Consider the following 13846-nt stretch of genomic DNA (forward strand, 5'->3'; position numbering starts at 1 on the left):
TTTTTACATCTCCTGTTCCTGATGTAATGAAGTTAAAAACTCATAGCAATTTGTTGTAGCATCTATGATGTGGCTTACTCCAGCTTCAGCTAGCTCTTTTGTAAGGCTATCTTCTTGCTTTCCAGCTAGATATAGCTTAATATCCTTTGTTCCATCAAGAAGTTTTCTACAAATAGCAACAGCCATTTTTTTATATGTTTCATTACTACCACAAATTACATATGTTGCTAGGTTCATAGCTTTTGTACCTTCAATAGCATCTTCTACTGATAAATAACCATGAGATGGTACAATTTCAAAGCCACCTGCTTCAAAAAATCCCGTAATGAAATCTGCACGAGGCTTATGCTCAGGTATCGAACCTAAATTAATTAAGCCAACTTTAGGACGAAAACCATACTTTTCTACATATTGGTCAGATGTTTGTCTTAATTCTTCAAAAGATTGCGTAAGTCTTATTTTTTCTATGCTGTTTACTTTTACAGTAGCTTCTTTATCTTTCATCAAATTAATAAATTGTGATATAGTGAGCCCTTCACGCATATAATGAACAGCTACATCCATGACATTATTAATATCCTTTTCAAGTACTTCTTGTAATCGCGCTAACTTCTCAATTGATAGTTGATTTTTAGTGTCAGCATGTTCATCTTTGTTCAAACTACTCATCGTCATAGGTTCTTCATGCAAATCTGCATAAAAATTAGTTCCTACAATTTTGTGTTTTCTATTATGAACATGCTCTTGCCGTTTTGTTGCAACATCATCTATTTCTTGTTGAACAAAGTTCAATTTCAATGCTTGCTCCATACCTCCTAATTGTTCAACCTTTTGGAATAATTCCCATGACTCCTTTGCAACATCATTCGTGAGCTTTTCAATATACCAAGAACCACCAGCTGGATCAATAATCTTTGATATAAAAGCTTCTTCTTGAAGAATAATTTGAGTATTTCTTGCAATTCTCCTTGAAAAGTTAGTCGATCGATCTATTACTTCATTAAAAGACGAAACATCTAAGCTATCAATTCCGCCCACTCCTGCTGCAAACGCTTCTGTTGTCACTCTTAACATGTTTACGTACGGATCATAGGATGTTTTCGTAAATGCAGATGTACGACCATGAATGTTCATTTTTTGTGATGTTTTATTTCCACCAAAAGATTTAACAATCGATGTCCAAAGAGTTCTAGCAGCTCGTAATTTCGCAATTTCCATAAACATATTTGCTCCGATTGAGAACGAAAATGTTATTTTTTGAGCAACATCATCTATGGCCAAGCCTCTTTTCAGCGCTTCCGCTACATACTCGACAGCAGTTGCTAACGAAAAGGCTAATTCTTGAACAGCGCTTGCCCCTCCATTATGGTATGGATGTCCTTTCACTAGGATGGTATTTATATTTGGGCTGTGTTTCTTTCCCCACAATGTTAATTGTGCCATTACATCATAGAGCTGAGATGTATTCATAGGTAATTCTCCATCTTCCACTAGAGCAGCCAACGGATCCATGCCAATCGTTCCCTTAATCGTTTCCAAAGGAATATTGTTCTTTTCAAAATAAGCTGTCAACATTGATAGCATTGGCAATGAACAATAATGGGTGTCAATCATAAGCGATTTATGTTGTAGAGAAATATTATTTAAAGCTTTCTCAATATCATGAATCGTCTCTACTAAAAGACCCTTACCATTAGAGTTAGGCAAACTAAATCCTCGTTTAGTTTTATCATTTAATAATAGATGAATCATTGTTAAACCACGATCTATATCATCTTTCAACACTTGATTACACTGATGGGGACATGGCTCATCTATTTCTTGACTAACGTCCCAAGCCTGCCCGCTCGTTCTTAAAAGCTTTGTCCCACGAAGATGTGATCCTTGCCCAGGTAAATCATTCAAAAAAGGTAAACCCTCTACATCCTCCTCTGTATACAATGGTTTTAGTTCAATGCCCTCATATGTATTAGTGTAAAGCTGTTCAATTGATTTACCCTTTAGAGATTGTGTCGCTTTGCCTTTCCAGTCATCGAATGACGGAACAGCGAATTGTGAATTCTTAACTTCATTTATGTTCTTCATAACCGTTCCTTCTCTCCTTAAGGTAGTTTATTATTATAAAATTTTTTAATCCTTGAAGATTCCCTTACAAGAAATATAGATTGTAAGTTCTACGTCCCGTTTTCCCTCACTATGCTGTTCATGTTGCCAGTCATTGCCAATCTACAAATAAGTGATGTCATCTAGTCACCGTAGCATTGGCATTACTCTTCCCACATCACCCAATACCAAGTCATATGGTGCGTAAAAACTATTCATTTATTCTTGTTCTCATATTCAACATGAGTTAACAAAGAAACCGCTTTCAACATAATTGTCTAAATATTTTCAAAAGTACTGCTAACATTAGTATATTAAAAAAATGACTTTAATTCCATATACGTTTAGTACATTTTGACTTTATAAAAGAGAATTGAAAAAGCAATACTTCAAAAAACACTGCTACAAATTTGCAGCAGTGTTTTTCGTTACTAATATATAGATGTATTATCTTTTGATGTCTTTTCTAGAATATCCTTCACACGTGCAAGGAAGCGTCCACATACAAGTCCATCAAGAACACGATGGTCTAAAGACATACATAGATTCACCATATCCCGAACAGCTATCATCCCATTATTCATAACAACTGGTCGTTTCACAATTGATTCGACCTGGACGATTCCTGCTTGTGGATAATTAATAATTCCCATTGATTGTACTGACCCGAATGACCCTGTATTATTTACAGTAAAAGTTCCACCTTGCATCTCATCAGCCGATAGCTTACCTGAGCGAACCTTTGTAGCCAGTTCCGTTATTTCACGTGCAATTCCTTTGATCGTTTTCTCATCAGCGTGCTTAATTACAGGTACAAACAATGCATCATCTGTAGCTACGGCGATTGATATATTTATATCTTTCTTTTGAATAATTTTGTCACCTGCCCACATTGAATTAATTTGTGGGAACTCTTTCAAAGCTTGAGCAACAGCTTTGACAAAGAATGCAAAGAAAGTTAGACTAAATCCTTCTTTTTGTTTAAATTCGTTCTTAATTTCATTTCGATACTCAACTAGATTTGTTACATCAACTTCAACCATCATCCACGCATGTGGGGCTTCATGCTTACTACGTAACATATTTGTTGCAATCGCTTTTCGAACGCCTGATACAGGGATTTCAATATCACCAGTTTGGACAGGAATGTTAGGAGCTTGGCTTGTTTCTTTGTGTTGCACTCTTTCTGTAACAGTATTTTGCACCTTTGATTCTTCAACTGTTTCAACAATAACCGTTTCCTTCTTTTTATTTGCACCTGCCACTGGAATATCACCAGAGCTTATTAACTTCTTCAAGTCTTTTCTCGTTATACGGCCACCTTTGCCTGTACCTGAAACAAGTTCAAGGTCTATATTATGTTCTTGAGCTAATCTTAAAACAGCCGGTGAATAGCGTACTTTATTTTCACGTAGCTCTTCCACTTTAGGTTGTTCATTAGCCGTAGGTGTATCCTGTTCCTTTGCCTCTTGAGCAGGTTGTTCACCTTCTACCTCTATTGTACATATGAGACCATCAACAGGAATCGTTTCACCTTCTTCAGCAACTAATTCTTTTATCACACCAGTAAATGATGATGGTACTTCAGCGTTTACTTTATCTGTATTTACCTCAGCAAGTGGATCATATTTATTTACTTTATCACCAACAGAAACGAGCCAGGTACTGATCGTACCCTCTGTTACACTTTCACCAAGCTGCGGCATTGTAATTTTTTCAAGTGCCAATGGATAAACCCTCCTTCATCTAAAATTCTGCAAGCTCTCTCATGGCCTTCTCCACTTTGTCAGGATTCACCATAAAGAATTTTTCCATAGTTGGTGCATATGGCATAGCAGGTATATCGGGGCCAGCTAGACGTTTTATTGGAGCGTCTAAATCAAATAAGCAATGTTCAGATATAATAGCTGAAACTTCGCTTATAATACTTCCTTCTTTATTATCTTCTGTTACAAGAAGTACTTTTCCAGTTTTTGTAGCTGCTTCTATAATTGCCTCTTTATCTAATGGATACACTGTACGAAGATCAAGAACATGTGCAGAGATTCCATCTTGAGCAAGTTTTTCAGCCGCTTGGAGTGCAAAATGAACACATAAACCGTATGTAATAACAGTAATATCTTCACCTTCACGCTTAACGTCAGCTTTGCCAATTGGCAACACATAGTCATCATCTGGTACTTCGCCTTTAATTAAACGATACGCGCGTTTATGCTCGAAAAACAAGACCGGATCATTATCACGAATAGCTGCCTTTAATAACCCCTTCACATCATATGGTGTTGAAGGCATGACAATTTTTAAACCAGGCTGATTTGCAAAAACAGCTTCAACAGACTGGGAATGATATAACGCACCGTGTACTCCTCCTCCGTATGGAGCACGAATCGTTAGTGGACACGACCAGTCATTGTTGGAACGATATCTAATCCTAGCTGCTTCTGATATAATTTGGTTTACAGCTGGCATGATAAAATCAGCAAACTGCATTTCTGCGATCGGTCTCATACCATACATGGCAGCACCAATACCTACCCCAGCAATCGCTGATTCAGCAAGAGGTGTATCTATGACTCGCTCTTCCCCAAATTGTTCATGTAAGCCAACCGTAGCTTTAAATACGCCACCTTTTTTTCCTACATCTTCTCCAAGTACAAATACTTTTGAATCGTTTTCCATCTCTTCACGTATTGCCATTGTAACAGCGTCAATATATGAAATTACAGGCATTTAATTTCCCCCCTCTTTCACTCTGCATAAACATACTTCATTGCTTCTTCTGCTTCAGCATAAGTAGCATTTTCCGCATATTCTGTTGCTTCATTAACTTGACTCATCACTCGATTATCAATTTCTTTTTCTAATTCTTCACTTAATAAGCCAATATTTCTTAAATATGAAGCAAAAGTGATGATAGGATCATTTTTCTTCGCTTCAGTTACCTCATTACTTTCTCGATAACTACGGTCATCATCGTCACTAGAATGTGGTGTTAAGCGATAAGAAATTGTTTCAACTAATGTAGGACCTTCACCGTTACGTGCTCGCTCAGCAGCCTCTTTTACAGCCTTGTACACTTCTAACGGATCATTACCATTTACTGTATAACCAGGCATTCCATATCCAATGGCTCTGTCAGAAACTTTCTCACATGCTAATTGTTTCTCAATTGGAACTGAAATAGCATATTTATTGTTTTCACACATAAAAATAACAGGGAGCTTGTGAACACCCGCAAAATTCGCACCTTCATGGAAATCTCCTTGATTTGAAGATCCTTCACCAAAAGTAACAAATGTCACAAGGTCTTTTCCTTCCATTTTGCCAGCTAGAGCTACTCCAACAGCATGTGGAACTTGAGTTGTAACTGGTGATGACCCTGTTACGATATTGTTGCTCTTCTGACCGAAATGTCCTGGCATTTGACGTCCACCTGAATTTGGGTCTTCTGCTTTTGCAAATCCTGATAACATTAAATCTTTTGCAGTCATACCAAACGTTAATACGACTCCCATATCTCGATAATACGGTAGGACATAATCTTTATTGCGATCTAACGCAAAGGCGGCACCTACCTGTGCTGCTTCTTGCCCTTGACAAGATATTACGAACGGTATTTTACCAGCTCTATTTAATAACCACATACGTTCATCAATTTTTCGTGCAAGTAACATCGTTTCATACATTTCAAGTACTCTTTCATCATTTAAACCGAGCTCTTGATGACGATTTTCAGTCATACATATATACCTCCTTTATTATTTTGGCTGTTTTCACATTGATTGTTGCTTTTCGTTCTTAAATGCAAGCAATTTATTCGTGGCATCTTTTCTACTTATAAAATTATTGAGTTCTCATAAAATTCATCGTACTGTCCATACTTTAGTACCAATAGCAACAATGTTTACGGTAAGAGCCATTATTTATATTATCTATTAGCCATGAATTGGTTTACCATCTACAGCTAGCGCAGCTTCACCAATAGCTTCTGACAAAGTAGGATGCGGGTGAATAGTATGTGCTACCTCCCATGGAGTAGCATCTAATACACGTGCTAACCCAGCTTCTGATATCATATCAGTCACGTGTGGGCCAATCATATGTACGCCTAATATATCATCTGTTTCTGTGTCAGCAACAATTTTAACGAAACCATCTGATTCACCAAACACAAGCGCTTTTCCTATCGCCTTGAATGAGAATTTACCTGTTTTTACAGTAAACCCTTGCTCTTTTGCCTCATGTTCAGTATAACCAACACTTGCAACCTCTGGATTACTGTATACGCATTTTGATATTAGTGAATAATCAATTGGAGAGGGATTTTCTCCCTTAATATGCTCTACAGCAACAATTCCTTCGTGTGACGCAACATGTGCAAGTTGAAGGCCTCCTATGCAATCTCCAATCGCATATATATGAGATTCTTTCGTCTGATAAAATTCATTTGTTTGTACGAACCCTTTATCAATTACAATATCAGTATTTTCAATACCAATTCCTTCAACGTTTGCTTGACGACCTACAGACACGAGTATTTTTTCTGCTTGGAAAGTTTTTTCTTCCCCTTTATGTTCTGCCTTAATCGTCACTTCTTGACTTTTTGATAACGTTTCGGGAAGTACTTTTGCCCCAGTAACAATGTTGATTCCTTTTTTCTTCATGAGGCGTCGCATCTCTTTGGAGATTTCAATATCCTCAGTTGGTAGAATGTGATCTGCATATTCAAGAACAGTAATTTCGACACCGAAATCTGCTAACATAGAAGCCCACTCTATTCCAATAACTCCTCCACCGACAATGATCATTGATGATGGTAGTTCCTTCATTTCAAGAGCTTCATCAGAAGTCATCACAAATTCGCCGTCAATTTCTAACCCAGGTAATGACCTTGGACGTGACCCTGTTGCGATAATGACATTTTTCGGAATGAGCATTTCATTTTCGTCACCGTTATTCATTTCAACTGAAATTGTTCCAGGCATCGGAGAAAAAATTGATGGACCTAAAATCCTTCCAACTCCCTCATAAACATCAATCTTACCTTTTTTCATTAAATATTGAACACTCTTATACAATTGGGAAATGATCTGATCTTTTCTACCTTGAACCTTTGAAAAATCTAAGGAAACATCTGTTGTTAGAACTCCAAATTCTTCACTTTTTTTCGTTGTTGAATAGACTTCAGCGCTTCTAAGCAGTGCTTTACTAGGGATACACCCTGAGTGCAAGCATGTACCACCTAATTTACCCTTTTCAACCACAGCTGTTTTCAAACCTAATTGTGATGCACGGATCGCTGTTACATAACCACCTGTACCACCGCCGAGTATCACGAGATCATATTCTTTTGACATTGTTACTATCCCCTTCCTCATTACACGATCTTATATGTTAGTTAGCAGGATATATTTTTTCATCTTCATCATTACGCAAAACACGTAACGCACCTTCAGTTAACGCTTGTAATTCATTTTCCCCAGGAAGAACGATTACATCAGCAATCCAGTTAACGCGTGTAGATATGTGCTTAACAAACTCTTTGCCGTAAGCTAATCCCCCAGTTAAAATAATTGCATCGATTTTACCTGACAGGACTGCACTTGCAGCACCAATTTCCTTCGCAATTTGATAAGCCATCGCTTCATACACAAGTTGGGCATTTTCATCTCCCTTGGTTATCATTTTTTCAACCGCTACTGCATCATTTGTTCCTAGATAACCTACTAGACCTCCGTTACCTACTAGCTTTTTCATCACTTCATCACGGTAATAATCACCAGAATAGCAAAGCGTAACTAAGTCACCAGCAGGTACAGTCCCAGCGCGTTCTGGGCTAAATGGTCCGTCTCCATGTAACCCATTGTTTACATCTACAACACGACCTTGTTTGTGGGCACCAACCGTTATACCACCACCCATATGGGTGACAATTAAATTACATTCCTCATATCTCTTACCTAAATCTTTTGCAACTCTTCTTGCAACGGCCTTTTGGTTCAGCGCATGAAAAATACTTTTTCGTTCTATAAGTGGGAATCCAGAAATCTTTGCAATTGAATCCATTTCATCAACTACAACTGGGTCAACGATAAAGGCAGGTATATTTAATCCTCCAGCAATTTCATGTGCTATGATGCCACCAAGGTTTGAAGCATGTTGGCCAGCGTAACCAATACGTAAATCAGCAAGCATTGCTTCATTTACGCGATAGGTACCACCTTCAATAGGACGTAATAACCCACCACGTCCACAAACAGCATCTAATTTAGAAATATTAATGCCCTCATGATGCAATGTTTCTAGGATTGTGTTTTTTCGAAATTCGTATTGGTCAATAATTGCTTCATACGAGTTAATGATCTTACTATCATGCCGAATCGTTTTCTCAAATATCGAGAGTTCATTATCAAAGACTCCTATTTTCGTCGATGTTGACCCTGGGTTGATAACAAGAATACGATATTCTCTCTCTTGCAAAATCAATACCTCCATTTTGTGATGTCATTGGGGCTTCGTGATAACTCCACAGCATATGTATGGAGTACTCAGGTGGCGTCATTTTGCCACCTAATTTTCCAATTAATCTTTAGCAATGATTACTCTATTGACAATTGCTAAAATTTATCCACGTTTACCCTCATCACAAGCTTCCTATTTTAGCGATTTCGTCTACTTAGAATGTGATGTTCATTTCGTAAGAACTGGCTACGTGAATTTCTCATACGTTCAATGCGCTCTTCAGCTAAACGATCAGCAGCTACATAAGTTGGAATACGATCACGATTTGCTATTTCAATGACTTTTTCTATATTATTATAAATCGTTTCTACTTTTTTCATAGCGCGGTCACGGTTATAACCATTTAATTCATCTGCCACGTTCATTACTCCGCCAGCATTAATCACGTAATCAGGTGCATATACAATTCCTAAGTCATGAATAGTATCTCCATGACGTGGCTCTCTTAATTGATTATTCGCTGCTCCTGCAATTACTTTTGCTTTCAGCTTAGGAATAGTATCATCGTTAATCGTTGCACCAAGAGCACACGGTGCATAAATATCGCAGTCTACACTGTAGATATCATCAGGGTCTACAGCGTGTGCACCAAATTGTTCAACTGCTGCTTGCACTGCCTCTTTGTTAATGTCAGTAACGATTAATTGTGCTCCTTCTTCATGAAGGTGTTTACACAAGTTAAAAGCTACATTACCGACACCTTGAACAGCGATGACTTTTCCTTCTAACGAATCTGTTCCAAATGCTTCCTTTGCAGCTGCTTTCATTCCGCGATACACGCCGTAAGCAGTCACAGGTGAAGGATTACCTGATGAACCAAATGCTGGTGAAATACCTGTTACAAAATCTGTTTCTTCATGTATCAAATCCATGTCAGCTACTGTAGTACCGACATCCTCTGCAGTAATATAGCGACCATTTAGTCCTTGAATATAGCGGCCAAATGCTCTAAACATTTCTTCATTTTTGTCAGTGCGTGGATCACCAATAATAACTGTCTTACCACCACCTAAATTTAAGCCTGCTGCAGCGTTTTTATATGTCATTCCTTTGGCTAAACGTAATGCGTCTTCAATTGCTAATTCCTCAGAGGCATATGTCCACATTCGAGTCCCACCAAGAGCAGGCCCTAAAGTTGTATCATGAATTGCAATTATAGCCTTTAATCCTGATTGTTTATCTTGACAAAACACTAATTGCTCATAATCATACTCTTCCATATAAGAAAAAATCTGCATATTAAAATCCTCCTAAAATTCTAAATTATTTAATGAACAGAACGAATAGCCAAAGCTAGTGAGTAAAGCTTGCTCTCTGATGAATCTGCTCTTGAAGTTAAAACAATTGGAGCTTTGGCACCAGATATAACAGCCCCCACTTTTGCTTTAGCAAAGTAAATAAGAGCTTTATAAAGGGCATTTCCCGTTTCAATATTAGGAACAAGTAATATATCTGACATTCCAGCTACTTCACTTACAATACCTTTTTGTTTAGTAGCATGAACTGAAATAGCATTATCAAGTGCCAATGGACCATCAACAATACAATCTTTAATTTGACCTCTTTTATTCATCTGTGTTAAGGCTGCTGCGTCAAGTGTAGCTTGCATCACTGGATTAACTACCTCTACAGCACATATTGGAGCTACCTTGGGCTGATTAATGCCAATCGATCGGGCAAGCTGAACTGCATTTCCTATTATTTGTGCCTTTTGGTCAAGGTTTGGTGCAATATTCATAGCTGCATCAGTTATGAATATAAGTCGATCAAAACCCTCAACCTCAAACACTGCATTATGAGATAATACCTTACCTGTTCTAAGCCCCCACTCTTTGTGAAGCACAGCAGATAAAATTAACGAAGTTGAAAGATTTCCTTTCATTAATACATCCGCTTCACCTGAAGAAACGGATTTAACGGCTAGCTCAGCTGCGTGCTCATGTGAATCTGCAGCAATAAGCAAAATTGCTTCACTGTTGACATCGTCAGGAGCTAACTCCTGAAGCAATTGTTTCATCTTCACTTCATCACCAAATAGTCGAAAATTAGCTAAGTTTTTTCGAAGTGCTCCCACTACTGCTTCAATGATTTCTTTGTCCTCAGCAACTGCAACTGCTACAGTTTTTTTGGGAGACATTGTAGCTTGCTCAATTAATAGGTCCAATTTCATGTAATCTACTTCAACCCTTTCATAAGAATTACTTGAGCTAATCCTACTTTCTGAGTATATTGTTCTCATATGTTTATATTTGCAAGAAGCATGCCATAAAAAGAATGATAAGTAATTGTTTAATTAAGTTATGTTTCACAACATGCACTGCGCAAAAAAATTCAAAACTTGAAATTTATTGCATGCTTTTTATTGCAATATTATATTTTTCAATTTTATAATATAAATTCCGTAATGAAACACCCAGAGATTTTGCTGTGGCAGTTTTATTCCCGTTGTTGTTCGTTAAAACTTGTTCAATAATAGCCCCTTCATAATTCTCTAACATTTCTGATAACGTTTGATCATTTTGCGTAGGTATAGTGATAAGAGATGCGTCAGCTTTGTTAGCTATTTCAGGTTCAAGAGTAGGAACATGTTTAAGTCCTATATGAACTTCATTAAATTTCATAAAGATCATTGCTCGTCCAATAATATTCTCTAATTCTCTAACATTTCCCGGCCAATTGTATGTATGAAAGTAATCAAGCACTTCCAAGTCTAAACCTTCTACATTTCTTCCATATTCTTGGTTTATTTTACGAAGAAGGTGTTCGCATAATGCTGGTAAGTCTTGTTTCCTATTTCGTAAAGGAGGAATTTGTATAGGTAACTTATTCAAGCGATAAAATAAATCTTCCCGAAAAGACCCATCAGCTATAGCCATTTCAAGATTCACATTTGTTGCAGCTATTATTCTTACGTTAATTGGAATGGGCTGCGTTCCTCCAACTTTAATAATTTCATTTTCCTGTAGCACCCTTAATAACTTTGCTTGTGTATTAGGCGATAGCTCACCTATCTCATCTAAGAAAATACTACCATTATTCGCTTCTTCAAACAGACCTCTTTTCCCACCACGTTTCGCTCCTGAAAAAGCTCCTTCTACATAACCAAACAATTCACTCTCTAGGAGTGTTTCAGATAAAGCCGCACAATTGACACGTATAAATTTATTAAACTTTCGATTACTTGCGTTATGAATCGCATGTGCAAATAGTTCTTTACCAGTTCCTGACTCACCCCGTAATAGTACTGTAGCAGGTGTGATTGCTCCAAGTTTCGCTTGTTGGATAGCAAATTCCATCTCTTCAGATTGACCAATGATATCATCAAATGAATACTTTGCTTCTAACGTACGAATAATTTGCCTTGCTCTATTTAATTCAGTAGTTAATTGCTGAATTTCAGAAACATCATGGATGACACCAACGCTCCCTTTTAATTTCCCATCCACAATAATAGGTGCAACATTTACTAAGACATCTCTCTTATTAGGGCCAACCTTCATCCTAACCCCTCTAACAGGTCTTCTCGTATTCAGCACTTTCATGTGAACACTTTCACCTTCTGAAATATCTGCAGTAGCAGGTTTTCCGATCACCTCATCTTCTGTTAACCCCGTAATCTTTGTATAGGCACGGTTAATTAGTAAGCCAATACCGTTCTCATTCACTACTGAGATTGCTTCTTCAGATGATTGAATAATTGCTCCTAGCATTGTTTGAATCTCTTTCAGGTTAGTTATTTCTTCGGCTAGTTTTACTGCATCAGTTATATCCTTAAATACAGCAACCGCCCCATATAGGACACCTGCTTCATTAATAATAGGTATTCTTGTCGTAATAATTTTCTTACCATTACTTAATATAAGCTCCTGATTAATTTCAGTTTGCCTCGTTTTCATCACTCTAGTCAGTTGACTTGCAGGTATGATTTCCTCAATCGGCTTCCCTATCACATCTTCTTTACTCAAGCCAACAATTCGTTCAGCACTTCTGTTAAACAAAACAATATTTGTGTCGAAATTGATCACTATCATACCATCATGAGTGGAATTTAAAATTAAATCATGCTTATCTGATTCGTTTTTTAATTTAGTAATTAACCCTTCTTTTTGCTCCATTAACTGGGCAGTTATATAAGCAACAGCTCCAGGGATTAACACTGTTTTTTTAGTTCTTACTTCACGAATTTCTTCAAAAACCTTTTCACTACCTGTTGCTTCTATAACAACATCAATCTCACTTGTTAAAAACTCTCGCCAATTACTCCCAGTACGAATACTCAAATCTCTTGCCATCTTCAATCCAATCGCGGTAGGCTTAATATCGACAACCGCTACAACTTCCATTATCTCTGTTTCTTGTAATATTTTTAGAATTGCCGAGCCACCCTTTCCAGCCCCAACAATCAACGCTTTTTTCATGAACAACACACCTCTACGGCCTCTTTGAAATAAATTACATACTTCTCAACAAAATATATGCAATATCTTTCACTAACATATCATACCGTTTTTTTAACTGCTTGACAAATAAATTAGAAGAGTTATTCTTTTTTTAGAGCACTGTTTTGCATTACTTGTAGTTGCCATACTAAGAACTAAATTCATATTTGATTAGCGTTCACGAGACCATTTTCTAATCGTACAAATTTAGGAAATAGCAACAAAACTTGTAATAGAGAAACTCCATTGAAAGGATTAATACGATGAAACGAATCATTGCATTATTAGTATTATTAATACCAGGAATTTTATCGGCCCTTGGAATTAAATTAATGAGGGATATGCTCTTCAATATATTACAGAAACCTTTTCCTTTTTTATGGCTTCAATTTCTCGTAGGGTTCATCATGTTTATAGCTGGTTTAGTATTTGTTGCCGGCTTTATACTGCACCGAGACCGTAAACGAAATAAAGTACAACCACGCTTACAGCAAAATAGTAAGATAAAATAACTGAGGACAGCTAGACATGTTGATTTGGTCAAATTCTCATTAACAATGAATATCTGGAGGTGCATGTTAAATGAATCCACATCAAATATCTCTTGAAACTGCTCAAAAGCTTGCAAGCACGCTAAATATTCCAATAGAACAAATTATGCATATGCCAAAGCATATTCTTGTTCAAAAAATGGCTGAAGCAGAGAAAAAAAAAGACGACAAGGAGTAAGCTATACTCCTTGTCGTCTTTTTCTCACAATTGCTTAGTTTATTATTTTTTAT

General features: G+C 37.1%; 11 protein-coding genes. 2 read left to right on the forward strand and 9 right to left on the reverse strand.

The genetic code is table 11. The features are described 5' to 3' along the window. Window positions 1-3: 3 nt before the first annotated feature. From JM172_RS01095 to JM172_RS01135, 9 genes are all read right to left on the reverse strand, one after another. The gene (locus JM172_RS01095; protein ID WP_214480192.1) at window positions 4-2085 is read right to left on the reverse strand and encodes a methylmalonyl-CoA mutase family protein; all 2082 of its coding nucleotides are present in this window, start codon (window positions 2083-2085) and stop codon (window positions 4-6) included. Window positions 2086-2534: 449 nt separating this feature from the next. Next, window positions 2535-3830: a dihydrolipoamide acetyltransferase family protein gene (locus JM172_RS01100; protein WP_214480193.1), complete on the reverse strand. Its 1296-nt coding sequence runs from the start codon at window positions 3828-3830 to the stop codon at window positions 2535-2537. Window positions 3831-3849: 19 nt separating this feature from the next. Next, window positions 3850-4833 (reverse strand): alpha-ketoacid dehydrogenase subunit beta, encoded by a 984-nt coding sequence (locus JM172_RS01105; RefSeq protein WP_214480194.1) that lies wholly within the window; start codon window positions 4831-4833, stop codon window positions 3850-3852. A 17-nt stretch (window positions 4834-4850) separates the two neighbouring features. Next, window positions 4851-5843, reverse strand: coding sequence for a thiamine pyrophosphate-dependent dehydrogenase E1 component subunit alpha (locus JM172_RS01110; RefSeq protein WP_214480195.1), 993 nt, complete (start codon window positions 5841-5843; stop codon window positions 4851-4853). A 195-nt stretch (window positions 5844-6038) separates the two neighbouring features. Then, complete coding sequence (gene lpdA / locus JM172_RS01115; RefSeq protein WP_214480196.1) at window positions 6039-7460, reverse strand: dihydrolipoyl dehydrogenase; 1422 nt, start codon at window positions 7458-7460, stop codon at window positions 6039-6041. Between the two features lie 37 nt (window positions 7461-7497). Next, window positions 7498-8583 (reverse strand): butyrate kinase, encoded by a 1086-nt coding sequence (buk, locus tag JM172_RS01120; RefSeq protein ID WP_214480197.1) that lies wholly within the window; start codon window positions 8581-8583, stop codon window positions 7498-7500. A 179-nt stretch (window positions 8584-8762) separates the two neighbouring features. Beyond that, on the reverse strand, window positions 8763-9863 hold the full coding sequence (gene bcd / locus JM172_RS01125; protein ID WP_214480198.1) for a branched-chain amino acid dehydrogenase: 1101 nt from the start codon (window positions 9861-9863) through the stop codon (window positions 8763-8765). Window positions 9864-9892: 29 nt separating this feature from the next. Beyond that, window positions 9893-10795, reverse strand: a complete 903-nt coding sequence (gene yqiS, locus JM172_RS01130) for a phosphate butyryltransferase (RefSeq protein ID WP_214480199.1) — start codon at window positions 10793-10795, stop codon at window positions 9893-9895. A gap of 175 nt (window positions 10796-10970) precedes the next feature. Further along, complete coding sequence (locus tag JM172_RS01135; protein WP_214480200.1) at window positions 10971-13043, reverse strand: sigma 54-interacting transcriptional regulator; 2073 nt, start codon at window positions 13041-13043, stop codon at window positions 10971-10973. A gap of 284 nt (window positions 13044-13327) precedes the next feature. Between JM172_RS01135 and JM172_RS01140 the strand changes: the two genes are divergently transcribed. Both JM172_RS01140 and JM172_RS01145 read left to right on the forward strand, forming a co-directional pair. Further along, window positions 13328-13576, forward strand: coding sequence for a DUF2627 domain-containing protein (locus JM172_RS01140; RefSeq protein ID WP_214480201.1), 249 nt, complete (start codon window positions 13328-13330; stop codon window positions 13574-13576). A gap of 70 nt (window positions 13577-13646) precedes the next feature. Next, window positions 13647-13793 carry a YycC family protein gene (locus JM172_RS01145; protein WP_214480202.1) on the forward strand — a complete coding sequence of 49 codons (147 nt, stop codon included), beginning with the start codon at window positions 13647-13649 and terminating at the stop codon, window positions 13791-13793. Window positions 13794-13846: the final 53 nt, after the last annotated feature.

Origin of the sequence: Bacillus sp. SM2101, assembly GCF_018588585.1 — a bacterium.
GTDB classification, from domain to species: domain Bacteria; phylum Bacillota; class Bacilli; order Bacillales; family SM2101; genus Nanhaiella; species Nanhaiella sioensis.